General features: G+C 70.4%; 30 protein-coding genes. 25 read left to right on the forward strand and 5 right to left on the reverse strand.

The annotated features are described in order from the left end of the window. The first annotated feature begins 19 nt into the window (after positions 1-19). From rpsE to KN815_RS15980, 19 genes are all read left to right on the forward strand, one after another. On the forward strand, positions 20-625 hold the full coding sequence (gene rpsE / locus KN815_RS15890) for a 30S ribosomal protein S5 (RefSeq protein WP_030835127.1): 606 nt from the start codon (positions 20-22) through the stop codon (positions 623-625). A 2-nt stretch (positions 626-627) separates the two neighbouring features. Beyond that, complete coding sequence (gene rpmD / locus KN815_RS15895) at positions 628-810, forward strand: 50S ribosomal protein L30 (RefSeq protein ID WP_009715866.1); 183 nt, start codon at positions 628-630, stop codon at positions 808-810. Position 811: 1 nt separating this feature from the next. Further along, the gene (rplO, locus tag KN815_RS15900; RefSeq protein WP_059148967.1) at positions 812-1267 is read left to right on the forward strand and encodes a 50S ribosomal protein L15; all 456 of its coding nucleotides are present in this window, start codon (positions 812-814) and stop codon (positions 1265-1267) included. Positions 1268-1471: 204 nt separating this feature from the next. After that, on the forward strand, positions 1472-2785 hold the full coding sequence (gene secY / locus KN815_RS15905) for a preprotein translocase subunit SecY (protein ID WP_059148966.1): 1314 nt from the start codon (positions 1472-1474) through the stop codon (positions 2783-2785). After that, the gene (locus KN815_RS15910; protein ID WP_216342580.1) at positions 2785-3441 is read left to right on the forward strand and encodes an adenylate kinase; all 657 of its coding nucleotides are present in this window, start codon (positions 2785-2787) and stop codon (positions 3439-3441) included. Before secY ends, KN815_RS15910 begins: the two co-directional genes overlap by 1 nt. 91 nt (positions 3442-3532) lie before the next feature. Continuing rightward, a complete protein-coding gene (gene map, locus KN815_RS15915; RefSeq protein WP_216342581.1) occupies positions 3533-4369 on the forward strand; it encodes a type I methionyl aminopeptidase in 837 nt (278 codons plus the stop codon). Between the two features lie 150 nt (positions 4370-4519). Next, on the forward strand, positions 4520-4741 hold the full coding sequence (infA, locus tag KN815_RS15920) for a translation initiation factor IF-1 (RefSeq protein WP_003956442.1): 222 nt from the start codon (positions 4520-4522) through the stop codon (positions 4739-4741). Between the two features lie 27 nt (positions 4742-4768). After that, complete coding sequence (gene rpmJ, locus KN815_RS15925) at positions 4769-4882, forward strand: 50S ribosomal protein L36 (RefSeq protein WP_003956441.1); 114 nt, start codon at positions 4769-4771, stop codon at positions 4880-4882. A gap of 195 nt (positions 4883-5077) precedes the next feature. After that, a complete protein-coding gene (gene rpsM / locus KN815_RS15930; RefSeq protein WP_014054183.1) occupies positions 5078-5458 on the forward strand; it encodes a 30S ribosomal protein S13 in 381 nt (126 codons plus the stop codon). Between the two features lie 66 nt (positions 5459-5524). After that, entirely contained in the window at positions 5525-5929 is a 405-nt protein-coding gene (rpsK, locus tag KN815_RS15935; protein ID WP_009715860.1) for a 30S ribosomal protein S11, read from the forward strand. Between the two features lie 27 nt (positions 5930-5956). Further along, positions 5957-6583 carry a 30S ribosomal protein S4 gene (gene rpsD, locus KN815_RS15940; RefSeq protein WP_216342582.1) on the forward strand — a complete coding sequence of 209 codons (627 nt, stop codon included), beginning with the start codon at positions 5957-5959 and terminating at the stop codon, positions 6581-6583. 107 nt (positions 6584-6690) lie between these two features. After that, positions 6691-7713: a DNA-directed RNA polymerase subunit alpha gene (locus tag KN815_RS15945; RefSeq protein ID WP_009715858.1), complete on the forward strand. Its 1023-nt coding sequence runs from the start codon at positions 6691-6693 to the stop codon at positions 7711-7713. A gap of 175 nt (positions 7714-7888) precedes the next feature. Next, positions 7889-8440: a 50S ribosomal protein L17 gene (gene rplQ, locus KN815_RS15950; RefSeq protein WP_078642922.1), complete on the forward strand. Its 552-nt coding sequence runs from the start codon at positions 7889-7891 to the stop codon at positions 8438-8440. 86 nt (positions 8441-8526) lie between these two features. Then, positions 8527-9393, forward strand: coding sequence for a tRNA pseudouridine(38-40) synthase TruA (gene truA, locus KN815_RS15955; RefSeq protein ID WP_216342583.1), 867 nt, complete (start codon positions 8527-8529; stop codon positions 9391-9393). A gap of 173 nt (positions 9394-9566) precedes the next feature. Further along, positions 9567-10445, forward strand: coding sequence for an STAS domain-containing protein (locus tag KN815_RS15960; protein WP_216342584.1), 879 nt, complete (start codon positions 9567-9569; stop codon positions 10443-10445). Next, positions 10442-10852 (forward strand): STAS domain-containing protein, encoded by a 411-nt coding sequence (locus tag KN815_RS15965; protein WP_216342585.1) that lies wholly within the window; start codon positions 10442-10444, stop codon positions 10850-10852. The genes KN815_RS15960 and KN815_RS15965 overlap by 4 nt, the downstream gene beginning before the upstream one ends. Continuing rightward, positions 10836-11315 (forward strand): ATP-binding protein, encoded by a 480-nt coding sequence (locus KN815_RS15970; protein WP_216342586.1) that lies wholly within the window; start codon positions 10836-10838, stop codon positions 11313-11315. The genes KN815_RS15965 and KN815_RS15970 overlap by 17 nt, the downstream gene beginning before the upstream one ends. Then, positions 11312-12331 carry a SpoIIE family protein phosphatase gene (locus KN815_RS15975; protein ID WP_216342587.1) on the forward strand — a complete coding sequence of 340 codons (1020 nt, stop codon included), beginning with the start codon at positions 11312-11314 and terminating at the stop codon, positions 12329-12331. The genes KN815_RS15970 and KN815_RS15975 overlap by 4 nt, the downstream gene beginning before the upstream one ends. Next, the gene (locus KN815_RS15980) at positions 12328-13551 is read left to right on the forward strand and encodes a PP2C family protein-serine/threonine phosphatase (RefSeq protein ID WP_216342588.1); all 1224 of its coding nucleotides are present in this window, start codon (positions 12328-12330) and stop codon (positions 13549-13551) included. The genes KN815_RS15975 and KN815_RS15980 overlap by 4 nt, the downstream gene beginning before the upstream one ends. Here KN815_RS15980 and KN815_RS15985 read toward each other — a convergent pair. Both KN815_RS15985 and KN815_RS15990 read right to left on the reverse strand, forming a co-directional pair. Next, complete coding sequence (locus KN815_RS15985) at positions 13545-14090, reverse strand: hypothetical protein (protein WP_216342589.1); 546 nt, start codon at positions 14088-14090, stop codon at positions 13545-13547. The two genes, KN815_RS15980 and KN815_RS15985, sit on opposite strands and share 7 nt — an antisense overlap. A gap of 98 nt (positions 14091-14188) precedes the next feature. Continuing rightward, positions 14189-16270 (reverse strand): glycosyltransferase family 4 protein, encoded by a 2082-nt coding sequence (locus KN815_RS15990; RefSeq protein ID WP_216342590.1) that lies wholly within the window; start codon positions 16268-16270, stop codon positions 14189-14191. Positions 16271-16577: 307 nt separating this feature from the next. Between KN815_RS15990 and KN815_RS15995 the strand changes: the two genes are divergently transcribed. Next, entirely contained in the window at positions 16578-17333 is a 756-nt protein-coding gene (locus KN815_RS15995) for a hypothetical protein (RefSeq protein ID WP_216342591.1), read from the forward strand. A 54-nt stretch (positions 17334-17387) separates the two neighbouring features. Here the strand turns inward: KN815_RS15995 and KN815_RS16000 are convergent, their stop codons facing one another. Beyond that, positions 17388-18248: a hypothetical protein gene (locus tag KN815_RS16000; protein ID WP_216342592.1), complete on the reverse strand. Its 861-nt coding sequence runs from the start codon at positions 18246-18248 to the stop codon at positions 17388-17390. A 359-nt stretch (positions 18249-18607) separates the two neighbouring features. Between KN815_RS16000 and rplM the strand changes: the two genes are divergently transcribed. The 3 genes from rplM (at position 18608) to glmM (ending at position 21095) form a co-directional block, all read left to right on the forward strand. Further along, positions 18608-19051 carry a 50S ribosomal protein L13 gene (gene rplM / locus KN815_RS16005; RefSeq protein ID WP_216342593.1) on the forward strand — a complete coding sequence of 148 codons (444 nt, stop codon included), beginning with the start codon at positions 18608-18610 and terminating at the stop codon, positions 19049-19051. A 41-nt stretch (positions 19052-19092) separates the two neighbouring features. Then, positions 19093-19596: a 30S ribosomal protein S9 gene (gene rpsI / locus KN815_RS16010; RefSeq protein WP_059148950.1), complete on the forward strand. Its 504-nt coding sequence runs from the start codon at positions 19093-19095 to the stop codon at positions 19594-19596. Positions 19597-19736: 140 nt separating this feature from the next. Then, positions 19737-21095, forward strand: a complete 1359-nt coding sequence (gene glmM, locus KN815_RS16015; RefSeq protein ID WP_216342594.1) for a phosphoglucosamine mutase — start codon at positions 19737-19739, stop codon at positions 21093-21095. 224 nt (positions 21096-21319) lie between these two features. Here glmM and KN815_RS16020 read toward each other — a convergent pair whose 3' ends face one another. Then, entirely contained in the window at positions 21320-22240 is a 921-nt protein-coding gene (locus KN815_RS16020) for a DUF389 domain-containing protein (RefSeq protein ID WP_216342595.1), read from the reverse strand. A 16-nt stretch (positions 22241-22256) separates the two neighbouring features. Continuing rightward, the gene (gene coaA, locus KN815_RS16025) at positions 22257-23267 is read right to left on the reverse strand and encodes a type I pantothenate kinase (RefSeq protein ID WP_372458368.1); all 1011 of its coding nucleotides are present in this window, start codon (positions 23265-23267) and stop codon (positions 22257-22259) included. A 95-nt stretch (positions 23268-23362) separates the two neighbouring features. Between coaA and glmS the strand changes: the two genes are divergently transcribed. Both glmS and KN815_RS16035 read left to right on the forward strand, forming a co-directional pair. Then, positions 23363-25210 carry a glutamine--fructose-6-phosphate transaminase (isomerizing) gene (gene glmS / locus KN815_RS16030; protein ID WP_216342596.1) on the forward strand — a complete coding sequence of 616 codons (1848 nt, stop codon included), beginning with the start codon at positions 23363-23365 and terminating at the stop codon, positions 25208-25210. Positions 25211-25226: 16 nt separating this feature from the next. Next, positions 25227-25595, forward strand: a complete 369-nt coding sequence (locus KN815_RS16035; RefSeq protein ID WP_208515769.1) for a holo-ACP synthase — start codon at positions 25227-25229, stop codon at positions 25593-25595. The last annotated feature ends 604 nt before the right edge of the window (positions 25596-26199 follow it).

Below are 26199 nucleotides of genomic sequence, written 5' to 3' on the forward strand. Positions count from 1 at the left end.
AACGAGAGAGGTAAATCCAATGGCTGGACCCCAGCGCCGCGGTGGCGGCGCCGGTGGCGGCGAGCGGCGGGACCGGAAGGACCGGCGGGACGGTGGCGCTGCCGCCGAGAAGACCGCTTACGTCGAGCGTGTTGTCGCGATCAACCGCGTCGCCAAGGTTGTGAAGGGTGGTCGTCGCTTCAGCTTCACCGCGCTGGTCGTGGTGGGCGACGGTGACGGCACCGTGGGTGTCGGTTACGGCAAGGCCAAGGAGGTGCCGGCCGCGATCGCCAAGGGCGTGGAGGAGGCCAAGAAGCACTTCTTCAAGGTCCCCCGGATCGCCGGCACCATTCCGCACCCGATCCAGGGTGAGGAGGCCGCGGGTGTGGTGCTGCTGAAGCCGGCGTCCCCCGGTACCGGTGTGATCGCCGGTGGCCCGGTGCGCGCCGTGCTGGAGTGCGCGGGCATTCACGACGTGCTCAGCAAGTCGCTCGGTTCGTCGAACCCGATCAACATCGTGCACGCCACGGTGGCCGCTCTTCAGGGCCTTCAGCGCCCCGAGGAGATCGCCGCCCGCCGTGGTCTGCCGCTGGAGGACGTCGCTCCCGCCGCTCTGCTGCGGGCGCGTGCCGGGGTGGGTGTGTGAGCATGGCCCGCCTGAAGATCACGCAGACGAAGTCCTACATCGGCAGCAAGCAGAACCACCGCGACACCCTACGTTCACTCGGGCTGAAGAAGCTGGGCGACGTGGTTGTCAAGGAGGACCGCCCCGAGTTCCGCGGCATGGCGACCACCGTGCGGCACCTCGTGACGGTCGAGGAGGTCGACTGAGATGGCGGAGAACAACCCGCTGAAGGTCCACAACCTCCGGCCCGCCCCGGGCGCCAAGACCGCCAAGACCCGTGTCGGTCGTGGTGAGGCGTCCAAGGGTAAGACCGCTGGTCGTGGCACCAAGGGCACCAAGGCCCGCTACCAGGTTCCGGAGCGCTTCGAGGGTGGGCAGATGCCCCTCCACATGCGGCTCCCGAAGCTCAAGGGCTTCAAGAACCCCTTCCGCACCGAGTACCAGGTCGTGAACCTGGACAAGCTGGCCGCGCTCTACCCGCAGGGTGGCGAGGTCACGGTGGCCGATCTGGTCGCCAAGGGCGCGGTGCGCAAGAACCAGCTCGTCAAGGTGCTGGGCTCCGGTGAGGTCTCCGTGGCGCTCCAGGTGACGGTCGACGCCGTCTCCGGCTCCGCCAAGGAGAAGATCACCGCCGCCGGTGGCACCGTCACCGAGCTCGTCTGAGCACGGTGCACACCCAACCGGGGATGCCCTAGATACGGGGCATCCCCGGTTGGTCGTTCCAAGCGGGGCCGGGTCGCCGGTAAGGTGGCTGGCGTTGTTACCTTCCGCGCGGTACGCCTCCGCGCGGGTCCTGGCTGATAAGTATTCGTCGATCCTCAAGACCGTCACCTCTCGCGAAGCGACGCGGGGGGCGCAGGAGGCACCGTGCTCACCGCGTTCGCCCGGGCGTTCAAGACGCCCGACCTGCGCAAGAAGCTGCTGTTCACGCTGGGCATCATCGTGCTCTTCAGGCTCGGGCAACATATCCCGATCCCGGGCATCGACTACAAGAATGTCCAGACGTGCATGGACCTCGCCAAGGGCCAGCAGGGTCTGTTCGGCCTGGTCAACATGTTCAGTGGTGGCGCACTGCTCCAGATCACCATCTTCGCGCTCGGGATCATGCCGTACATCACGGCGAGCATCATCCTCCAGTTGCTGACCGTGGTGATCCCGCGTCTCGAAGCCCTCAAGAAGGAGGGCCAGGCCGGGCAGTCGAAGATCACGCAGTACACCCGCTATCTGACCATCGCGCTGGCGATCCTCCAGGGCACCGGCCTGGTGGCCACCGCCCGCAGCGGCTCGCTCTTCCAGAGCTGCCCCGTCGGCGGACAGATCGTCCGGGACGACTCGATCTTCACCACCGCCGTGATGGTCATCACGATGACCGCCGGCACCGCGCTGATCATGTGGCTCGGTGAGCTGGTCACCGACCGCGGCATCGGCAACGGCATGTCGATCCTGATGTTCGTCTCCATCGCCGCCGGGTTCCCGAGCGCGATGTGGAGCATCAAGCAGCAGGGCAAGATCATGGGGGGCTGGCTGGAGTTCGGCCTGGTGATCCTCTGTGGTCTGGCCATGGTCGGCCTGGTGGTCTTCGTCGAGCAGGCCCAGCGCCGGATCCCGGTGCAATACGCCAAGCGCATGATCGGCCGCCGCTCGTACGGCGGTACGTCCACCTACATCCCGATGAAGGTGAACCAGGCGGGTGTGATCCCCGTGATCTTCGCCTCATCGCTGCTGTACATTCCGGCGCTGATCGTCCAGTTCTCCAATTCGAAGGCCGGCTGGGCGACCTGGATCTCGCAGAACTTCGTCAAGGGCGACCACCCGATCTACATCGCCACGTACTTCCTGCTGATCGTCTTCTTCGCATTCTTCTATGTCGCCATCAGCTTCAACCCCGAAGAAGTTGCCGACAACATGAAGAAGTATGGTGGGTTCATCCCGGGTATCCGGGCTGGTCGTCCCACCGCGGAGTACCTGAGCTACGTGCTGAACCGCATCACGTGGCCCGGTGCGCTCTATCTGGGCTTGATTGCCCTGGTGCCCACGGTGGCACTGGTGACGCTCAACGCCAATCAGAACTTCCCGTTCGGCGGCACGAGCATCCTGATCATCGTGGGTGTCGGCCTGGAGACTGTGAAGCAGATCGAGAGCCAGCTTCAGCAGCGACACTACGAAGGGTTCCTCCGCTGATGCGAATCGTCCTCGTCGGGCCTCCGGGAGCCGGCAAGGGTACGCAGGCCGCGTACCTTGCCGAGAAGCTGTCGATCCCGCATATCTCCACCGGCGACCTGTTCCGCGCGAACATCAGCCAGGGCACCCCCCTCGGCAAGCAGGCGCAGGAGTACATGCGGGCCGGGCAACTGGTACCGGACGAGGTCACCATCGGCATGGCCGAGGACCGGCTGGAGCAGCCGGACGCACAGCCCGGCTTCCTGCTGGACGGGTTCCCGAGGAACCAGATCCAGGCCGAGGCCCTGGACACCTACCTGGGCGAGCGCGGTGTCTCGCTGGACGCGGTGCTGGACCTGGAGGTCCCCGAGTCCGAGGTGATCAAGCGCATCGCGGGCCGCCGCACCTGCCGTCAGGACAGCTCGCACACGTTCCACGTGGAGTACAAGCCGTCGAAGGTCCCGGGCGTCTGCGACGTCTGCGGCGGCGAGCTGTACCAGCGCGAGGACGACAGCGAGGAGACGGTCCGCAAACGACTCGAGGTCTACCACCGGGAGACCGAGCCGATCATCGACTACTACAAGGCCAAGGGCCTGGTCGTGACGATCTCGGCGCTCGGCAAGGTGTCCGAGGTCACCCAGCGGGCGATGGACGCCCTGGCCGCCAAGGCGGCCTAGAGATACAGAGCTGGTCGGCCGCGATGCCCCGCCGGGGGTATCGCGGCCGTACTGTTGAGCAGAATCGATGGACCGCGTGGAAGGCTGAGTGATGGTGGAGATCAAGACTCCCGAGCAGATCGCGAAGATGCGTGAGGCGGGACTGGTCGTCGCCGCCATCCATGAGGCGACGCGGGCGGCCGCCGTCCCCGGCGCCACCACCAAGGATCTGGACGACGTCGCCCGTAAGGTCATCGCCGACCACGGCGCCAAGTCGAACTTCCTGGGCTACGGCGGCTTCCCCGCCACGATCTGCACCTCGGTGAACGACATCGTGGTCCATGGCATCCCGGACCAGGAGACCGTCCTCAAGGACGGCGACATCATCTCCATCGACGCGGGCGCGATCGTGGACGGCTGGCACGGCGACGCCGCCTTCACCGCCTTCGTGGGCACCGGTCACGCCCCGGAGCTGTACGAGCTGAGCCGGGTGACCGAGGAGTCGATGTGGGCCGGGATCGCCGCGGTCCGCAAGGGCCACCGGCTCATCGACATCTCCAAGGCGATCGAGGGCTATATCCGCCGCCAGCCCCGCCCGGCCTCCGGCAAGTACGGGATCATCGAGGACTACGGCGGCCATGGCATCGGGTCCCAGATGCATATGGACCCGCATCTGCTGAACTATGTCTCCCGGAAGCGCGGCAAGGGCCCCCGGCTGGGCGCCGGCTTCTGCATCGCGATCGAGCCCATGGTGAGCCTGGGCACCGCGAAGACGCATGTGCTGTCCGACGACTGGACCGTCAAGACGGACGACGGCACCTGGTCCAGCCACTGGGAGCACTCGGTCGCGCTGACCGAGGAGGGCCCGCTGGTGCTGACCGCCGTGGACGGCGGCAAGGCGAAACTGGCCGAGCTGGGCGTGGAGACCGCGCCCGACCCCCTGGCCTGACGATCTCCGTGGGCATAAAGATCTCGATTCCGGGGCATCATGCCCCGGATTCGTGTTTCGGGATGCCCTGACGTAGACTGACACGTCGGCTCACGCATGCCCTCCCGCATGTGGCGGGCCGATCAAGGTAGCCGATCCCGAAAGCAGGACATGGCCAAGAAGCAAGGCGCCATCGAAATCGAGGGCACCGTGATCGAGTCTCTGCCGAACGCGATGTTCAAGGTGGAGCTCCAGAACGGTCACAAGGTCCTCGCGCACATCAGCGGCAAGATGCGCATGCACTACATCCGCATCCTGCCCGATGACCGGGTCGTGGTGGAGCTGTCTCCGTACGACCTCACGCGCGGACGGATCGTCTACCGCTACAAGTAGATCTCACGACCCGGAGAACCTCACACCATGAAGGTCAAGCCGAGCGTCAAGAAGATCTGCGACAAGTGCAAGGTGATCCGCCGCCACGGCCGGGTCATGGTCATTTGCGACAACCTGCGCCACAAGCAGCGCCAGGGCTGACGCACACCGGCCGGAATCCTGCATCACTCGCAGCATCTTCGCGCGACGTCATAACTTTGCGTACATACGCAGTCACCCGTTCCCGCCTCGCGGGGACGACACCCCCGGTCGGAGGCCGGGGACCCGGCAGCCGTGCCAACGGTGGCCGGGAGCGGTGCTGCGGAAGACCTCCGACAACCATCTGGAGCCAGATTCATGGCACGCCTCGCAGGCGTTGATCTCCCGCGCGAAAAGCGCGTCGAGGTCGCCCTCACCTACGTCTTCGGCATCGGTCGCACCCTTGCCCAGCAGACGCTCGCCAACACCGGTGTGAACCCGGACACCCGCGTTCGTGACCTGGGCGAAGAAGACCTGGTCAAGATCCGCGAGTACGTGGACAACAACATCAAGACCGAGGGTGACCTCCGTCGCGAGATCCAGGCCGACATCCGCCGCAAGGTCGAGATCGGCTGCTACCAGGGTCTGCGCCACCGCCGCGGCCTTCCGGTCCACGGCCAGCGCACCAGCACCAACGCCCGCACCCGCAAGGGCCCGCGTCGCGCGATCGCCGGTAAGAAGAAGCCGGGCAAGAAGTAGTCCGCACCGGACGCTGTCAAGCGGTCCGAGCTGTAGGACCGACCACCTCCACGGGAGAATTCAGGAATGCCTCCGAAGAGCAGGACGGCCGGCGCCAAGAAGGTGCGCCGCAAGGAGAAGAAGAACGTCGCCCACGGGCACGCTCACATCAAAAGCACGTTCAACAACACCATCGTCTCGATCACGGACCCCACCGGGAATGTGATCTCTTGGGCCTCGGCCGGCCACGTCGGCTTCAAGGGCTCGCGCAAGTCCACTCCGTTCGCCGCGCAGATGGCCGCCGAGTCGGCCGCCCGCCGCGCGCAGGAGCACGGCATGCGCAAGGTCGACGTGTTCGTCAAGGGTCCGGGCTCCGGCCGTGAGACCGCGATCCGCTCGCTCCAGGCCACCGGCCTGGAGGTGGGTTCGATCCAGGACGTCACTCCGACTCCGCACAATGGATGCCGCCCGCCCAAGCGTCGGCGCGTCTGACCGGCTGAAGTAGGAGACAACAGAAACATGGCGCGTTACACCGGGGCCGACTGCAAGCGTTGCCGTCGGGAGAAGCAGAAGCTCTTCCTCAAGGGGAGCAAGTGCGAGAGCGCGAAGTGCCCGATCGAGATCCGTCCTTACCCCCCGGGTGAGCACGGTCGCGGGCGCACCAAGGACAGCGAGTACCTGCTTCAGCTCCGTGAGAAGCAGAAGGCGACCCGCATCTACGGCGTCCTTGAGAAGCAGTTCCGTGGCTACTACGCGGAGGCGAACAAGAAGTCCGGCAAGACCGGTGAGAACTTGCTTCGCATCCTCGAGACCCGCCTCGACAACGTGGTCTACCGGGCCGGCTTCGCCAAGTCCCGCGACCACGCTCGTCAGCTCGTCCGCCACGGGCACATCAATGTGAACGGCCGCAAGACCGACATCCCGTCGGCCCGCGTCACCGTGAACGACATCATCGAGGTCCGCACGAAGTCCCGGACCCTGACCCCCTTCCAGGTGGCTCAGGCCGAGGCGGGCGAGCGCACGGTGCCGGCGTGGCTGGAGGCCATTCCGTCGCAGCTCCGGATCCTCGTGCACGCCATGCCCGAGCGCCAGGTGATCGACACCCAGGTGCAGGAGCAGCTCATCGTCGAGCTCTACTCCAAGTAGTAGACCGCTGGACGATACGGGCGGTACGGCGCCGTTTGGCCCGTACCGCCCGTACCATTGAAGGGTTCGGCGTCAAATAGCGGGCGCCGAAGACTGGAGGCAAACCCATGCTGATCGCTCAGCGTCCCTCGTTGACCGAAGAGGTCGTCGACGAGTTCCGCTCCCGGTTCGTGATCGAGCCGCTGGAGCCGGGCTTCGGCTACACCCTCGGAAACTCCCTGCGTCGTACGCTCCTCTCCTCGATCCCCGGTGCGGCCGTCACCAGCATCCGGATCGATGGGGTCCTGCACGAGTTCACCACCGTGCCGGGCGTCAAGGAGGACGTCACCGACCTGATCCTCAACATCAAGCAGCTCGTCGTCTCCTCGGAGCACGACGAGCCGGTCGTGATGTACCTGCGCAAGCAGGGCCCGGGTCTGGTCACCGCCGCCGACATCGCCCCGCCGGCCGGTGTCGAGGTGCACAACCCCGACCTGGTCCTGGCCACGCTGAACGGCAAGGGCAAGCTGGAGATGGAGCTGACCGTCGAGCGCGGTCGCGGCTATGTCTCCGCCGTGCAGAACAAGCAGGTCGGCCAGGAGATCGGCCGGATCCCGGTCGACTCCATCTACTCGCCGGTGCTCAAGGTCACCTACAAGGTCGAGGCGACCCGAGTCGAGCAGCGCACCGACTTCGACAAGCTGATCGTCGACGTCGAGACCAAGCAGGCCATGCGGCCGCGGGACGCCATGGCGTCGGCCGGTAAGACCCTGGTCGAGCTGTTCGGCCTGGCCCGCGAGCTGAACGTGGACGCCGAGGGCATCGACATGGGCCCGTCCCCGACGGACGCCGCCCTGGCCGCCGATCTGGCGCTGCCGATCGAGGAGCTCGAGCTCACCGTCCGCTCGTACAACTGCCTCAAGCGCGAGGGCATCCACTCCGTGGGTGAGCTCGTGGCGCGGTCCGAGGCGGACCTGCTCGACATCCGGAACTTCGGCGCCAAGTCGATCGACGAGGTCAAGGCGAAGCTGGCCGGTATGGGCCTGGCGCTCAAGGACAGCCCGCCCGGATTCGACCCGACCGCCGCGGCGGACGCCTTCGGCGCCGATGACGACGCGGACGCCGGTTTCGTCGAGACCGAGCAGTACTGATCGCTGCCCCGCCGCTGGGGCTGAGGCGCTGTCCTCAATCGCCGGACGGGCTTGATTTTGCTGAGCTTGATCGAGTCCGTGCGGCGGGCGATGAAGATTTCCGGCGGGCGGCCGCTCGCCGGTAACTGACACTGGTACCTGATACGGCCGGTGCAGACACCTAGGAGATACACCAATGCCGAAGCCCACCAAGGGCGCCCGTCTGGGCGGCAGCGCTGCGCACGAGCGGCTCCTGCTGGCGAACCTCGCCACCGCGCTGTTCGAGCACGGCCGGATCACCACCACCGAGGCGAAGGCCCGCCGCCTGCGCCCGGTCGCGGAGAAGCTGGTCACCAAGGCGAAGAAGGGCGACCTTCACAACCGCCGTCTGGTGCTCCAGACCATCCGCGACAAGAGCGTCGTGCACACCCTCTTCACCGAGATCGGCCCGCGCTACGAGAACCGGCCGGGTGGCTACACCCGCATCACCAAGATCGGTAACCGTCGTGGCGACAACGCCCCGATGGCGGTCATCGAGCTGGTCGAGGCGCTGACCGTGCAGCAGGAGGCGGTCGGCGAGGCCGAGGCCGCCACCAAGCGCACCGCCAAGGACGCTGCCGGTGACACGGCCGCCGCGAACCTCAAGAAGGACGAGGCCACCGAGGCCCCGGCCGCCGAGGCCGAGGCGACCGAGGCTCCGGCTGAGCCCGCCGCGGACGCGGCTGATGAGGCCGCGAAGGACGCCTGAGGCGTCGCTACGGCTTTCGTTGTCACGGACGGGCCCGCCCCCAGAACCTGGGAGCGGGCCCGTTCCGCATGGAGAGGAACGGCCCAGTGAGTGACGAGGCGGCGCCCGGTTTCGTACGGGTCCGGCTGGATCTGAGTTACGACGGCAAGGACTTCTCGGGCTGGGCCAAGCAGCGCGAGCGGCGCACCGTGCAGGGCGAGCTGGAGAGCGCGCTGCGGACGGTGACGCGCTCCTCGGAGACCTTCGAGCTGACCGTCGCGGGCCGCACGGACGCCGGGGTCCATGCCCGCGGCCAGGTGGCGCATGTGGATCTGCCCGAGGCGCTGTGGGCCGAGCACCGGGAGCGGCTGCTGCGGCGGCTCGCCGGCCGGCTGCCCCATGACGTACGGGTGTGGAAGGCCGAGCAGGCCCCGCCCGGGTTCAACGCCCGCTTCTCGGCGATCTGGCGGCGCTACGCCTACCGGGTCACCGATCACCCCGGCGGGGTCGATCCGCTGCTGCGCGGCCATGTGCTGTGGCATGACTGGCCACTGGACGTGGCCGCCATGAACGCGGCCTCGATACGGCTCCTGGGCGAGCACGACTTCGCCGCGTACTGCAAGAAGCGCGACGGCGCCACCACCATCCGCACCCTCCAGCGGCTGGACTGGGTGCGCGGCGCGGACGGGGTCATCACGGCGACGGTGCGGGCGGACGCCTTCTGCCACAACATGGTGCGCTCGCTGGTGGGCGCCCTGCTCTTCGTCGGCGACGGCCACCGCCCCCCGGACTGGCCGGCCAAGGTGCTGTCCGCGGGGGTGCGCGACTCCGCCGTCCATGTCGTCCGCCCCCATGGCCTGACCCTGGAGGAGGTCGGCTATCCGGCCGATGACCAACTCGCCGCCCGTAACCGGGAGTCCCGCAACAAGCGCTCCCTGCCGGGCGCTACGGCGATCGGTTCCGGCTGCTGCTGATACCGGCGGGTGTGGGCGGCCGATCATGGGGTACTCGCCACGCGCCTCGTGTGCCGGGACTGGTCGGGAGAGTCAAGGCGGCGGGGCGATCGGCATGATGCGACTTCCGGGGCCTCCGGAAGATCGATAAAATTTGCCAACCGACAACGGTCGCCGACCGCGAAGGGATCCGCGTGAGTACCAGCGAGGCCGCTGTGCGAGAGCGCCTGACCAGGGCTCTTCAGGAGCGCGACGAGGAAATCGCCGATCGCTGGGTCGAGCTGCAAATGGAGCAGGCCCTGCTTGACACCGATATCGGCGAGGCCGAACTCCGCGAGGAGGCCGACGCCTTGATCGAGGCGCTGGTGCCCGGCCTCCAGAGCGGGGTGCCGGTGGACCGGGTGGTGACCTCCACCCCGGGGCTGCACGAGGCCGTGGTGGGGCTGTCCATGCGCCGGGCGCGGGCGGGGGCCACCCCGACGGCGACCTCGCTCGCGGTGCTCGCGATCAAGGAGGCGCTGCTCAAGGCGGTGCAACGGGACACCCGGGACGCCGAGGAACTGTTCGCCTCGGCCGTCTTCATGAACCGGCTGCTGGATGTGGCCGGGGCGCTGTCCTTCGAGACGTATGTGGAGGGCCGGGAGGAGATCATCCGCCGGCAGAGCCAGCAGTTGATGGAGCAGTCGACGCCGGTGGTGCGGCTGTGGCGGCAGGTGCTGGCGGTGCCGCTGATCGGCACGCTGGACACCGCCCGGACCCAGGTGGTGATGGAGAATCTGCTCCAGGCCATCCAGGACCATGAGGCGCTGGTCGCGATCATCGACATCACGGGTGTGCCGACGGTGGACACCGCCGTCGCCCAGCATCTGATGCAGACGGTGAACGCGGTGCGGCTCATGGGCGCGGACTGTGTGATCAGCGGCGTCCGCCCCTCGATCGCCCAGACCATCGCCCAGCTCGGCATCGATCTGTCCACCATCCTCACGCGGGCGACGCTGGCCGACGCGCTGGCCGCCGCGATCAAGCTGATGGACGGGCCCGGTCCCGACGGTGACGAAGGAGACGGTCGGTGAACGGCCTCCGCTCACCCGGCGTTCCCATTCTGCGGCTGGGAGATGTCCTGGTCACGGGGCTGCTCAATGAGCTCGACGACCGGGCCGCCATCGCCTTCACCGAGGAGCTGACCGAGCGGATCTCGGCCGAGGGCGCCCGCGGGGTGCTCATCGACATCTCCCGGCTGGAGATCATCGACTCCTTCGTGGCCCGGACGCTGATGGAGCTGACCACGGTGGCCCGGCTGCTGGGGGCCCGGGTGATCGTGGCCGGGATGCGACCGCCGGTGGCGATAACCCTGGTCGAGCTGGGGATCGAACTGGTCGGTGTGGAGACCGCACTCAATCCGGAGCAGGGGCTGGCCGCGCTGGGGTGGCGGCAGGCCCCGCAGCCCCTGGAAGGGGCCCGACGTGGCACTTCCCGGTGAATCCACCCTCGCCTCCCACGGACCCAAGCGGCCCGCACGGGCGGAGGGCCGGCGCCCGCCCGCGCCGGCCGCCTATCCAGTGCGCACGGAGGAGGACCTGCTGACGGTCCGCCATGCGGTGCGCGCGGCCACCGTCGCGGTGGGCTTCGGCCTGGTGGACCAGACCCGTGTGGTCACGGCCGCCAGCGAGCTGGCCCGTAACGCCTATGTGCACGGGGGCGGCGGCACCGTCTCCCTCGACTATCCGCGCGAGCCCTCCGGGCGGCGGGGGCTGCGGCTGACCGTGACGGACGAGGGGCCGGGCATCGCGGACCTCGAGGCGGCGCTCACCGACGGCTTCACCACCGGCGCGGGCCTGGGCCACGGGCTGGGCGGCGCCCGGCGGCTGATGGACGAGTTCACCGTGCGCACCGGCCCGGGCGAGGGCACCGTCGTGGTCGTCACCCGCTGGGCGGTCCGGTGAGCCGTGCGTTCACGGTGCCCACCGCCCAGGTGCGCGTCGACCATCACAGCGCCGTGCACCTGGCCGCCGAGACGGCGCGTGGGGTGGCCCGGGAGTGCGAGCTGCCGGGGGCGCTGCCCGATCAGGCGGCGGTGATCGCCTCGGAGCTGGCGACCAACCTGGACAAGCACGCCAGCGACGGCACGCTCTACGTCCAGCCGCTGCCGCTGGGCCACGGGGTGGAGATCCTCGCCGCCGACCGCGGCCCCGGTATGCACGACCCCGAGCGCTGTCTGGCCGACGGCTACACCACCTCCGGCACGCTGGGGGTCGGGCTCGGCGCCGTCAAAAGGATGGCGACCCACTTCACCATGCGCAGCGCCGACGGCATCGATGCGGGCACCTGGGCCTGCGCCCGGCTGACCGCGCCGGGCGAGCATCGGCCGGAGTGGCAGGGGGTGGGCGCGATCTGTCTGCCAGCCGAGGGGGAGGAGGGCTGCGGCGACGCCCGCGGGATCGCCGACACGGACGCCGCCCGCACCGTGGTCGTCCTGGACGGTCTCGGCCACGGCCGGGCCGCCGAGGAGGCGGCCCAGACGGCGCTGCGGACCTTCCACGCCGACCCCGACCGGCCGCTGCCGGACGTGCTCACCCGGATGAACCGGTCCCTGCGGCACACCCGCGGGGCCGCCGCGGGGCTGCTGCGGCTGCACCACGATCGCGCCGACTACTGCGGTATCGGCAATATCCGCGCCCTCGCCCTGACCCCGGGCGGGGTGCGGCACCGGCTGACCGGACAGCCCGGGATCGTCGGCTGGGGCATGCCCACCCCGCGCGTCCACGGCTTCCCGCTGCCCCAGGGCGCCACGGCGGTGCTGCACAGCGACGGTATAGACGCCCGCTGGGCGCTGGACCCGCCCCCGTCCGTGCTCCGTCTTCCGCCGTCCCTGCTGTCCGCCGCACTCGCCCATGGCCATCGCCGCGTCCGCGACGACGCCACGGTCCTCGCGGCCAGGTCACCCTTAAGGCTTCCATGACGACGAGGAACCTCACCTGCGCCACGACGGTCGGGCTCAGCCGGGCCGTTCGGGCGCTGGCCCGGGAGCACGCCCTGGACCCGGAGGTCCGGGGGCGCCTTGTGCTGTCCGCCGCCGAGGCCGCCGGGGCGGCGCTGCGCGCCGGGCGGGAAGCCGGCCTTGAGTGGGCGTACGACCCGGACGACGGGCTGCTCACGGTGGTGCTGCGGACGCCGGGCGATATGGGCCCGGCGGTGGCGGAGCTGCCGATGGCCCCCGAGGTGGTGACCGAGGACGAGGTGGTCTGGCGCCTCCCGGCGGGCCCGCCGGTGGACGCCGCCGAGGAGGCCCCCGGCGCGGACGCCCCCGGCGAGGAGGCCCTGGCCGCTGAGGAGTTGCGCGCCGTTGTGGCCGCCGCCGACGCGCTCACCGCCGAGCACCGCCGCCTCAAGGACGAACTCGAGGAGACCAACAGCGGGGTGCTCGCGCTCTACGTCCAGCTCGACGAGCGGGACAAGCAGTTGCGCACCGCTCACGGCCAGACCCTGCGGGAGCTGGAGGACGCGCTGCGCCCGCCGCTCATCGAGGCCGACGGCCTCGAACTCGCCGTGCACTACGAGCCGGCCGGCACCGACGCGCCGACCGGCGGGGATCTGTACGACTGGTTCGTGCTGCCCGACGGCACCGTCCACATCACCATCGTGGACGCCCTGGGCCATGGGGTGACCAGTACGCGCAGCGCGCTCAACGTCACCCACGCGGTGCGCACCCTGGCCCTGGAGGGCCACCGCCTTCAGTCGATCGTGGCCCGCACCAACGAGATCCTGCACCCCTTCGACCGGGCCGTGATGGCCACCGTGCTGCTCGCCCGGATCCATCCGGCCACCGGTGAGCTGTGGCTGGCCAACGGGAGCCATCCGCCCGCGCTGCTGCTGCGCCGCGACGGAACGGCCCGCTATCTGGAGGCCCGGGGGCGCGGGATCGGCTTTCCGCTGCCCGGGAGCGAGACCCCGTTGACCGAGCGGCTGGCCCCCGGGGACCTCCTCCTGCTCTACACCGACGGGCTCACCGAGAGCCGCCGGGACCCGATCGAGGGCGAGAGCCGTCTGATCGAGGCCGCGCACAAGCATCTCCAGAGCCCGATCGAGGAGGTCCCCGGCGCCATCGCGGAGGATATGCACACGGTGATCCTGCATCCGGATGACACCCTCGCGCTGGCGGTGCGGCTCACCGGTCAGTGATCGGCGGCCGGGCCGAGGCGCTGCCGCGGGATGCGGCCCTGCTGAAGATCCCGCTGACGGGGGACCGGGGGCGGGAGCGGGCGCTCGTCGTGCGGCTGTGCGCGCACGAGTTGCTCGAACAGGGGCCGCGCCGCGACCAGTGCCTCCCGCATCCGCTCGGTGGCGGCTTCGGCGGTCTGGGCGGCCTCGCCATCGGGCACCTGTGCCGCCATGGCGTGCAGCCGGCGGTAGCCGTCGATCTCCCCGGGGTGACGGATGGACAGCGCGTCCATCCGCTTGTCGTCGGACTCGGCCGGATAGCCGCGGTCGACGGCCAAGGCGCCCAGCAGCCGGTCGGCTTCGCGCAGCGCCCACCCGGGAGAGTCCACGAATCGCTCCTGCACTCCCGCCCACCGCGCCGCGTACTGCTCCCTGGCTTCCGAGGGCAGGCTTCGGACCGGTAGTTCGCCCTTGCGGCCCTGCCGGACCGAGGGGGCGATCACCAGGCCGGCCATGGCGGCCAGGGCCGCCACCAGGATGATGAGCGTGACAGTTGACATCGCTATGCCTTCCGCAGAGTGTTCCTCGCTCGAGGCTGGTATCACCGAGTGTTACCGGTGATCTCCGCGGCAAACACCGCACCTATGACGCACCTCCCTCAATTGTCCGTGATGGGGGAGATGATGGTGAGGTCGCCGGTGCGGGTGAGGTGGGGTCGGACACCGTGGGTGACCGGGAAGAGGTCCGTTTTGTCGCGGTCCACGATGTCGCCCACGATGCGGCCGATCGGGATCGGGGTCTCGGATTCCGCGGACTTATGGAGCGTCAGGGTCCAGGTGGCGGCGCCCTCGTCGTCCGTACGGGCCCGCCGGATCCGCTCGTACGGGACGGTGAAGCGGAACCGGCCGCCGTCCACCGCCGTGGCGCCGGTGAGGAACGGGCGGGCCGGGCCGCGGGACGGAGTGGCCACCGCGGTCGGGGCGGCGTCGGGGCCGAAGCGCGCCCCGTACAGGGTGCCTTCGACGGCGAGCCCCTCGGCGTCCATGCGGATCACCCGGGCCTCGGCATGGACCGGCCGCCGCCAGGCGCGCAGCGCGAGATAGCCGTCGACGGTGGCGTAGGGGATCCACCAGGCGACGGGTGAGCCGGGCAGCGGCTCCAGGTCCAACAGCCCGCGCCCCTCGGCGAAGCGGCAGCCGACCCGGCGGCGGACGCCGTCGGAGCGGCGGACCACATGCAGATCCCAGCGGCCCTCGGCGAGATCGAGCGTCGCGCGGTCGAGCGTGGCGGTCCAGGGCGCGGCCGGCGCGATGCCCGCCGGGGGCAGAAGCGGAACGCGCAGGGGAGGCTCGTCGCTCTTCCGGCGGGTGACGGTCAGTTCGAGCTCGCCGCCATGCACCTGGGCGGGCTCCACCAGCACCGACAGATTGCCCTCGGCGGTGACCCGGCAGGACGCGATGGGCCGCAGCGGCTTGCGGACGAGCTGCTTGACCGCGCCCTTGAGGGTGGCGGCCAGCGGCGTCCCGGCCGCCCGGCCGCGCAGGGGCGTACCGCGCCGTCCGGCGGGGCCCTCGGCGCCGCGGGCGGTGTGGAGTTCCTCGATGAGCCGCTCGTAGGAGGCCGCCACGCGCTCCGGGGCGTACCGCCGCGCCGAGATACGGGCCGCCTCGCCCATCGTGCGGCGCAGTTCGCCGTCCTCGATCAGGGTCAGCAGCCCCTTGGCGATGCCGTCGGCGTCGCCGGGCGGCACCAGCAGCCCGTCCCGGCCGTCGGTGATGATCTCGCCCGGCCCGTGCGGGCAGTCGGTGGCGACCACCGGCACCCCGCAGTGCATCGCCTCGACGATCGTCATGCCGAAGGACTCCTCGCGGGAGGTGACGGCGGCGATCGCGCCCTTGGCCCATTCGGTCTCGATGGGGGAGTGGGCGCCCATCAGGGTGATGTGACCGGCCAGCCCGAGCTCATCGATCTGGCGGCGCAGCGCGGGAAGTTGGGGGCCGCGGCCGTAGATCCGCAACCGCCAGTCGGGGTGTTTGGCGGCGACCGTCTCCCAGGCGGCCACCAGCAGGTCGTAGCGCTTGACCGGGATCAGCCGGCCCGCGGCCACGACCAGTTTGGCGCGGCCGTCGGAGGGCTCGATCCCGGTGGCGGGCACCCCGTTGGGCAGGGCGGTCAGCCGGGTGGTGAGACCGGGGAGCTGGGCCCGGTGGGTGGCCGCGTCGGCCTCCGAGACGGAGGTGTACGCGTCGAGATGGGGTATGGCGGCGTCGCAGGCGGCGCGGATCTCGGCGCGGTGGGTGCCGTAGAGGCGGTGCTCCTGGCCGATCCGCAGAAAGCGGCCGGTGCGGCCGAGTGCGGCGAGGTAGATGACCAGGCCGGGGCGGGTGGCGATGACGACATCGGCGTCGGTGCGGTCGAGATGGCCGGCGACGCGTTCATCGGTGAGGGCGTTGAAGTTGGTGGTGCCCTTGGCCTCGGCGTCCGGGATATGGGCGCTGGGCCGCGACAGCAGCGGATGGCCGAGATCGTTGCCCCCGGCTCCGTCCTCGTGCGGGCGCAGGTCGATCAGGGGTCTGAGCCGTACGGCGGGGTGGAGGGGGAGGTTCGGGGCGTCGATGGTGCGGATCAGGGAGACGATCTCCACGGTGTGATGGGCGGCGAGCGCCCCGGCCACATTGAAGGTCGACCGGATGGTGCCACCGATGCCATAGGCGTTGTGGAGCAGGAAAGAAATCTTCACGGTGATGTACGCCCGGCGCAGCCGATCCGCCGCGGCGTGTCCTCCTCTCCGAGGCCGTGCTTCGTTCTTGGCTCCGAACCAGGCTGCATTGGGCCGATATGGGGCCGGTGTGATGCCGGTATGAAGCCGGTAAGGACCGATCGGTCCGTAAGACTGGTCTGGGTCCCGAAGGTTGCATATGCGCGTGGTGATATGGGATCAGCCACATTCGGGAAAGGGAGTACAACCCTCCCGGTGTTCTGGGAGTCTGCGGGGTGTCCGTGCGGTGGCCGTACGGGCCCGTTATCGACCAGGGGTGGACAGAGAGATGAGCGAGTCCGGTGCGAAGCGGACCGTGGGTGCGGCCATCGCGGCGGTGGCGGCGCTGGGGCTGATGACCGGATGCGGCAGTGACTCCGGCGACGGCACGTCCGACGGCGCCAAGCAGGACGACAAGCCCGCGAGCGCCGCCTCGGCCGCGAAGCCGCTGTCCGCGTCCGCCCTGGAGCGGGCCACCCTGGCGAGCGGTGAGCTCAAGGGGTTCGAAATCCAGAAGATGACCGACAAGGAGGTCGGCGAGGGCGGGTCGGCCAAGGCCGGGAAGGCCGAGTGCCAGCCGCTGGCCGCGCTGATGGGGTCCCAGTACGACCCGGCGCCCAAGGCCAGCGTCCACCGCGGCTACGTCACCGACCTCACCAAGGCGAAGATCGGCGGTGCCGGACTGATCCGGGTCTCCTCCTACGGGCCGGGCGACGCCGAGCGGACGGTGAAGGACCTGCGCGAGGCGGTGACCGCCTGCCGGCGCGGCTTCCCGGCGAAGGACGGCTCCGGGGAGAAGGCGGACGTCACGAAGGTGACACCGCTCGACGCGCCGAAGCGCGGGGATGAGGCGGTGGCCTTCGGCATGCATGACGCGGGCAAGAAGAACGCCGTCATCAAGTTCACGATCGTGCGGACGGGGCCGCAGGTGACGGTGTTCTTCGGGGTCAACATCGCGGACCCCGCGAAGTCCGAGATCCCGGCCGCGCTGGTGGACGCCCAGGTGGCGAAGGTGGAGAAGGCCACGCGGGGCGCCGCGTCGTAGCGGATTCCCGGGACCCCCGGCGGGGGGACCGGCGGCTCGCTCGGCAGGGGCGGCTCAGTTGGCGGTGGTGGCGGCCGCCTCCGCCGACGCCTGGGCGCTGCCCCGGGCCAGGATGCGGCGGAAGGTGTAGTCGGCCACATCGCGCCCGGCCTGGAGGGCGGCGGTGTCCGACGCCGTGACCGCCTTGCCCGACGTATAGCCGGAGATCGTGAAGTAGGCGTACCGCCCGATCGCGTTCGCCGAGCTCTGGCAGGCGGTACGGCGGCAGAAGGCGGGCACGCCCCCGCCCGTCAGCGAGGCGATATTGGGCTTGTACTGGTCCTTGGCCTTCTCGGCCGCCGCCTTGCCGTCGAAGACCGCGACGCCGACCGTCACCGCGACACCGTCCCGGGAGAAGGTGGCCCGCAGCAGCTTGCGGCAGCCGTTGTTCGTCAGCACCGAGCCGAGCGCCCCCTGGGTGCCCGCGGCGCAGCTCGTCGTGGAGGCGGACGCCGCCTTGCTGTACGAGCGGTCGTCCTTCGCGGCCCGCTTCTCCGGGAAGAGGGAGGCCACGGACAGCGGCGCCTTGTCCCGCCGGGCGCTGGAGATGATGTCCAGCGGCTTCGGCGGCGCGGGCGGGGCGACGTCGGAGAAGGTGGGCTCGGGCGCCGCCGACTCGCTGGGGAGGTCCTGGGGGGTGGGCAGCCCGCCGGCCGAGTCGCCGCCGCCCTTGTCCTTGTGGCCGCTGCTGACCACGGCGGTGGCCACGATCGCGGCGACGGCGGCGGTGGCCAGCGCCCCGCCGCCGATGAAGAGCAGCTTGCGGCGCCGGCCCGCGCGGGCGGACTGGTCGGCGAGCGCCGACCAGTCGGGTGTCGACGGCTGAGGCGGCTGAGATCCCCCGGGCCCGTAAGGCCCCCCTTGCCCAAAGCTCATGGCGCGCATCTTAGACCGGCCGGGTGACACCGGGGAGCCGTCGGCGGGGCGCGGGTCCGGCCGGTGGTCCGGCCCGGCCCTACCCGCGCGCGAGTACGCGGTGGGGTGGGGGCGTTTTGACCCGCGGTGGGGCGGGCCGGTATTCTGCCAGTTCGTTATGCGTATTGGCTTGCTCGTTCTCACGTGAGAGGCCGTTACGCCGGTCCACCGGGCCGATGACCAGCGGCAGGCACTCGGATGCGTCACCGATGTGCGGCCAAGGCTGTCGTGATCGTCCGGGTGGCCTTGTCCGGACCCGTCCCCTCGGTCCTAGCGGATCCGGGGAGACCCCACTCACTGAAGAAGCGAAGGCTACGACCGTGCGTACGTTCAGCCCCAAGCCCGGCGACGTCCAGCGTCAGTGGCACGTCATCGACGCCACCGACGTTGTTCTCGGCCGTCTGGCCACTCAGGCCGCCACCCTCTTGCGGGGCAAGCACAAGCCGGTGTACGCGCCGCATGTCGACACTGGTGACTTCGTCATCATCATCAACGCCGACAAGGTGCACCTCTCCGGTAACAAGCGGACCCAGAAGATGGCGTACCGCCACTCCGGCTACCCGGGTGGTCTGCGCTCCGTCCGCTACGACGAGCTGCTGGAGAAGAACCCGGAGAAGGCCGTCGAGAAGGCCATCAAGGGCATGCTCCCCAAGAACACCCTGGGCCGTCAGATGCTCTCGAAGCTGAAGGTGTACTCGGGTGACCAGCACCCGCACACCGCTCAGCAGCCGGTCCCGTTCGAGATCACCCAGGTCGCGCAGTAGTCCCGGCCACCCCTTACGACGAAGAGAATCTGAGGAGCATCGTGGCCGAGACCACCGCCGAGACCCCCCTCGATGTCGAGGAGTACACCACCGAGAGCGTTGAGACGGTCGAGTCGGAGTACACCTCCGAGTCGCTCGCTTCCCGCTTCGGTGACCCGCAGCCGGCCGCCGGCACCGGGCGTCGCAAGAACGCCGTGGCGCGCGTCCGCATCGTGCCGGGCAGCGGGCAGTGGAAGATCAACGGTCGTACTCTCGAGGAGTACTTCCCCAACAAGGTTCACCAGCAGGAAGTCAACGAGCCCTTCAAGGTGCTCGAGCTGGACGACCGCTACGACGTGATCGCCCGCATCGCGGGCGGCGGCGTGTCCGGCCAGGCCGGTGCGCTCCGTCTGGGCATCGCCCGCGCGCTGAACGAGGCGGACGTGGACAACAACCGCGCCCCCCTCAAGAAGGCCGGCTTCCTGACCCGTGACGACCGCGCCACCGAGCGTAAGAAGGCCGGTCTGAAGAAGGCCCGCAAGGCGCCTCAGTACAGCAAGCGCTGACGCCCATCGCGGCACCGCTGCTTCACCCGAACGCCCCGGCGGCACCACCAGTGCCCCCGGGGCGTTCGGCTATCGCCACCGGGGGGCGTATACCTACAAGCAAGCTTCTGCCCCCCAGCTCGTAACTTCGGAGGACACCAGTGGGACGACTCTTCGGTACGGATGGTGTGCGCGGCGTCGCGAACGCCGATCTGACGGCTGAGATGGCGCTCGGCCTGTCGGTAGCGGCGGCGCATGTGCTCGCCGAGGCGGGCACCTTCGAGGGCCATCGGCCGGTGGCGGTGGTCGGGCGGGATCCGCGAGCGTCCGGGGAGTTCCTGGAGGCGGCCGTGGTGGCGGGGCTGGCCAGCGCCGGAGTGGACGTCCTGCGGGTCGGCGTGCTGCCCACGCCCGCCGTCGCGCATCTGACCGGGGCGCTGGACGCGGACCTCGGCGTGATGCTCTCCGCGAGCCACAACCCGATGCCCGACAACGGGATCAAGTTCTTCGCCCGCGGCGGCCACAAGCTGGCCGACGAGCTGGAAGACCGTATCGAGACCACCTACCGCTCGCACGCCTCCGGTGAGCCGTGGGACCGGCCGACGGGCGCCGGGGTGGGCCGGCTCCGGCCCTACGAGGAGGGCTTCGACGCCTACGTGGCCCATCTGGTGGGCGCCCTCCCCAACCGGCTCGACGGCCTCAAGGTCGTCATCGACGGCGCGCACGGCGCCGCCGCCCGGGTCTCCCCGGAGGCGTTCGCCCGCGCCGGGGCCGAGGTCGTGACGATCGGCACCGACCCGGACGGCCTCAACATCAACGACGGCTACGGCTCCACCCACCTCGCCCGGCTCCAGGCCGCCGTCGTGGAGCACCGCGCCGACCTCGGCATCGCCCACGACGGGGACGCCGACCGCTGCCTCGCGGTGGACGCGAGCGGCCGCGAGGTCGACGGCGACCAGATCCTCGCCGTCCTCGCCCTGGCCATGCGCGAGGCGGGCGAGCTGCGGGGGGACGCGGTGGTCGGCACCGTGATGTCCAACCTCGGCTTCAAGCTCGCCATGCGGCGCGAGGGCGTCGAGCTGGTCCAGACGGCGGTCGGGGACCGCTATGTCCTGGAGGAGATGAAGACCCGCGGCTACGCGCTCGGCGGCGAGCAGTCCGGCCATGTGATCGTCCTCGACCACGCCACGACCGGTGACGGCACCCTCACCGGACTCCTGCTGGCGGCCCGCGTCGCCGCGACCGGCCGCACCCTGGCCGATCTCGCCGCCGTCATGGAGCGACTGCCCCAGGTGCTGGTCAACGTCCCCGACGTGGACAAGTCCCGCGTCGCCTCCAGCGCCGACCTGGCCGCGGCCGTCGCCGAGGCCGAGCGCGAGCTGGGCGAGACCGGCCGCGTCCTCCTCCGCCCCTCGGGCACGGAGCCGCTGGTGCGGGTCATGGTCGAGGCCGCCGACATCGAACAGGCCCGCTCGGTCGCGGGGCGCCTGGCGGACGCGGTGAAGTCGGCCCTGGGCTAGGGCTGCTCTCCGAGCCCGAGGGCGCCTCGGTCCTGGTCCCTCCGCTGGGACCCTCAAACGCCGGAGAGGCTGGAAATCCAGCCTCTCCAGGGGGCACCTCCCAGCGGTAGCTGGGGGAGTTTGAGGAGCGGGGTCTGGGGCGGAGCCCCGGCCGGGGTCTGGGGCGGAGCCCCAGTGGGGGTCCGGGGGCCGGCCCCCGGTTTCGGGAAGGGGCGGGGTGGGGGCTACCCCCGCCGCCCCCACAAAGCCTTCTGCACGCCCAACGTCAGCGTCCCCGCCACCACGATCCCCACCAGATTCAGCAGCAACTGCTCCGTAGAGCCCCACATCTGCTCGATGTCGCCGTAGCCGAGCGCCACCGCCGCATTGGCCGCCGCCGGCACCGTCGTGACCGAGATCGCCACCCCCACCAGCGCCCCGGACTTCGCCGACGTCAGCGAAAGCGTTCCCGCGATCCCCGCGAGCACGGCGACCACGAACGAGAACAGGTCCGGCTTCCAGATGAAGTCCGTGTTCGGCCGGGCGTGCTCCAGCATGTCCCTGCCGAAGAGCCCCACGGCGTCCATCGCGATGCTGAAGCCGGTGGTCAGCGCCATCGCCGCGGCGAACCCGACCAGCAGCGCGATCGCCGATCGCGCGGCCAGCCGCGGCGCGCGCCGCACCAGCGCGGTGCACAGCCCCGCCAGCGGCCCGAACTCCGGCCCCACCGCCATCGCGCCGACGATCAGGATCGCGTTGTCCAGCACCACACCGCACGCCGCGATCATCGTCGCGATGACGAGGAAGGCGAGATAGGTGACCGAGAGCGTGGACTCCTCATGGGTGGCGTCCGCCAGGTGCTCCCACAGGACCGCGTCCGCCCCCTCGCCGGGCGCGTCGTCCTCCGCCTTGTCGGCGCGCTTGGACAGCGACAGGTCGATGTTCTCCACCGCGATCGACCCGGTCTCGTCAAGACCCAGCTCGCGCAGCTCGCCCAGCAGCCCGTCCCCGGCCTCGCGCGCCACGTCGCACATGACGACGTCCCCCGCGGGGTCGCGGGCGGCGCCCGGCAGCACCACCAGATGGGCGGTGCCGACCGTCCGCTCGACGGCGCGCACCACCGCCTCGGTGCGCTCGGCGGGGACGATCAACCGCAAGTGCAGCATGGCGTACGTACGCTCCTCACAGCTTGCGCAGGGACAGCCGCTGGACCTTGTGGTCCGGCCCCTTGCGCAGCACCAGCGTCGCCCGGCCCCGCGTGGGCTGGACGTTCTGTTGCAGATTGGGCTTGTTGATGGTCCGCCAGATCATCCGGCCGTAGTCCAGCGCCTCCTCCTCGGAGACCTGGGTGTACTTGCGGAAGTACGAGGAGGGGTCCTGGAAGGCCGTCTCCCGCAGCTTCCGGAAGCGGCCCAGATACCAGCGCTCGATGTCCTCGGTCCGGGCGTCCACGTACACGCTGAAGTCGAAGAAGTCCGCGAGCCCCACCCGGGTCAGCCCGTCGTTCCCCGGCAGCGCGGGCTGGAGCACATTGAGCCCCTCGACGATCAGGATGTCGGGGCGGTGCACGGTCAGCCGCTCGTCCGGCACGATGTCGTAGATCAGGTGCGAGTAGACCGGCGCGGACACCTCCGCCCGGCCCGCCTTCACATCCGCGACGAAGCGGGTCAGCGCCCTGCGGTCATAGCTCTCGGGGAACCCTTTGCGGGACATCAGCCCGCGGCGCCGCAGCTCGGCGTTGGGATACAGAAAGCCGTCGGTGGTGACCAGCTCCACCCGCGGATGCTCGGGCCAGCGGGCCAGCAGCGCCTGGAGCAGCCGGGCGGTGGTCGACTTGCCGACCGCGACACTGCCCGCCACGCCGATGACGAAGGGCGTACCGGGCTGGGCGCCGTTGCCCCGCTTGGTGTCGCCGAGGAAGGTGTTGAGCGCGCCGCGCAGATTGCCGGTGGCGGCCACATAGAGGTTGAGCAGCCGGGACAGCGGCAGATAGACGTCCCGCACCTCTTCGAGGTCGATGACGTCGCCCAGCCCCCGCAGCTTCTCCACCTCCTCGGCGGTCAGCGGCAGCGGGGTCTTGTCCCGCAGCGCGCTCCACTCGGCGCGGGACAGATCCACATACGGGGTCGCCTCGCCGCTCCGCCGCTGCGGGCCGCGAACGGTGCGCGCGCCGCGCGCGCTTGACGTGATCACCCCCTCATTGTCATGGCAGGGACCGGCCGAGTGAGCGGTGCCCGGGCGTGGGGTCGGTCACCCCGGCCCGGGGCCGGGGGTCGTACGCTGCGTCCATGTGCGGAATCGTTGGTTATGTGGGAGGGCAGTCGGCCCTCGATGTCGTCCTCGCCGGGCTCAAGCGGCTGGAGTACCGCGGCTATGACTCGGCGGGTGTCGCCGTGCTGGCCGATGGCGGGCTGGCGGCCGCCAAGAAGGCGGGCAAGCTGGCCAACCTGGAGAAGGAGCTTGCCGACCGGCCGCTGCCCACCGGCAGTACCGGCATCGGCCACACCCGGTGGGCCACCCACGGCGGCCCCACCGACGCCAACGCCCATCCGCACCTGGACAACGCGGGCCGGGTCTCGGTCGTCCACAACGGCATCATCGAGAACTTCGCCGCGCTCCGCGCCGAGCTGGCCGAGCGCGGCCACGATCTGGCCTCCGAGACCGACACCGAGGTCGTGGCGCATCTGCTCGCCGAGTCGTTCTCGTCCTGCGGCGACCTCGCCGAGGCGATGCGCCAGGTCTGCCGCCGTCTGGAGGGCGCCTTCACGCTGGTCGCGGTGCACGCGGACGCGCCCGATGTGGTGGTCGGGGCGCGCCGCAATTCGCCGCTGGTCGTCGGCGTCGGCGAGGACGAGGCGTTTCTCGCCTCCGATGTGGCCGCCTTCATCGCCCACACCCGCGAGGCCATCGAGCTGGGCCAGGACCAGGTCGTGGAGGCCCGCCGGGAGGGTGTGGTCGTCACCGACTTCGAGGGGGCGCCGGCCGAGGTCCGCCCGTACCACGTGGACTGGGACGCCTCCGCCGCCGAGAAGGGCGGCTACGACTACTTCATGCTCAAGGAGATCGCCGAGCAGCCGAAGGCCGTCGCCGACACCCTGCTCGGCCGGATCGACCTGGCCGGGAACCTCTGCCTGGACGAGGTGCGCATCCCCGCCTCGGTGCTGCGCGAGGTCAGCAAGGTCGTGATCGTGGCGTGCGGCACCGCCTACCACGCCGGCATGATCGCCAAATACGCCATCGAGCACTGGACCCGGATCCCCTGCGAAACGGAGCTGGCCAGCGAGTTCCGCTACCGCGATCCGATCCTGGACCAGCGGACGCTGGTGATCGCCATCTCCCAGTCCGGCGAGACCATGGACACCCTGATGGCGCTGCGCCACGCCCGGGAGCAGGGCGCGAAGGTGCTGGCCATCTGTAATACGAACGGCTCCACGATTCCGCGTGAGTCGGACGCCGTGCTCTACACCCACGCCGGGCCCGAGGTGGCGGTCGCCTCCACCAAGGCGTTCCTCACCCAGCTCGTGGCCTGCTACCTGGTGGCCCTCTACCTGGGCCAGGTGCGCGGCACCAAATGGGGCGACGAGATCCTCTCCGTGATCCGCGAGCTGTCGGAGATCGCGACCCAGGTGGAGGAGGTCCTGGAGACCATGGAGCCGGTACGGGAGCTGGCCCGCACCCTGGCCGACAAGAACACCGTGCTGTTCCTGGGGCGGCATGTCGGTTACCCGGTCGCCTTGGAGGGCGCGCTCAAGCTCAAGGAACTCGCGTATATGCACGCGGAGGGCTTCGCGGCGGGCGAGCTGAAGCACGGGCCGATCGCGCTGATCGAGCAGGACGTACCGGTCGTGGTGGTCGTGCCGTCGCCGCGCGGGCGGTCGGTGCTCCACGACAAGATCGTCTCCAATATCCAGGAGATCCGGGCCCGGGGCGCCCGCACCATCGTGATCGCCGAGCGCGGGGACGAGACGGTGGCCCCCTACGCCGACCACCTGATCGAGATCCCCGCCACGCCTACGCTGCTCCAGCCCCTGGTCGCGACCGTCCCGCTCCAGGTCTTCGCCTGCGAACTGGCCACGGCCCGCGGCAACGAGGTCGACCAGCCCAGGAACTTGGCCAAGTCGGTGACCGTGGAGTGACCCGACGGATGACGGCGTGATCGTCGGCGTGGGTATCGACGTGGCCGGTATCGACCGTTTCGCGGAAGCGCTGGAGCGCACGCCCGGGATGGCGGACCGCCTCTTCGTCGAGCGCGAACTGTGGCTGCCGAGCGGGGAACGCCGTGGCATGGCCTCCCTGGCCGCCCGCTTCGCGGCCAAGGAGGCCCTGGCCAAGTCCCTGGGCGCCCCCGGCGGCCTGCGCTGGACGGACGCCGAGATCCTCACCGAGCCGAGCGGCCGCCCCCGTCTCTCGGTTCGCGGCACGGTTGCGGTGTGCGCGGAGCGGCTGGGGGTGCGGGGGCTGCATGTCTCCCTGAGCCATGACGCGGGGGTCGCGTCGGCGGTGGTGATCGCGGAGGGGTGAGGGTTGCGTGGGGTTGCGCGGGGTTCCGCTGGGTGCGGGTGCGGGTGCGGGTGCGGGTGCGGGTGCGGGGGCGCGGTGCGGTGGGTGGTGGTTGCTGGGGTGCGCGGTCGGTTGTGTGGTGGGTGCCGGGGGCGGGACCTCCGGTGCGGCGCCCTGGACCGCATATTTACGGCGCCGGTGCCCGGGGGCGTTGGGTGGGCCGGGGGTTGGCGCCACAAATATGCGAGAGCGTCCAGGACACCACCCCTGCGACCCCGCCCCCTCCCGCCGTCTCGCGGCCACCTGCCTGTGGTCACCAGCCCTGGCCGATTCCGGACTGCCAGGTGGCGGGGGCCGTACGCCGGTGGCACGGGTCGTCTGCCCGTCTGGCGTTCAGCCCGTGAATTCAGCCCCTCCGGCGATTGAGGAGCGGGGTCCGGGGGCTGTCCGCCGGAGGCGCCCACGGTCCGCACCCGGTGTGCGACCCGGGGCCGGGTGTTGGGTGCGGCCCCGCCCCTCCTGCCGCCCTGCGGCTACCCGCCTGGGCTGCCGCCTGGTGGCGGGTGCGATGCCGCGGTTCCGCTTCCGCATCCGTCAGGCGGGCGCGGCCCGGGGTGCGGTGGTG

The sequence above is a fragment of the Streptomyces niphimycinicus genome (genome assembly GCF_018883605.1).
Classification (GTDB): Bacteria; Actinomycetota; Actinomycetes; order Streptomycetales; family Streptomycetaceae; genus Streptomyces; species Streptomyces niphimycinicus.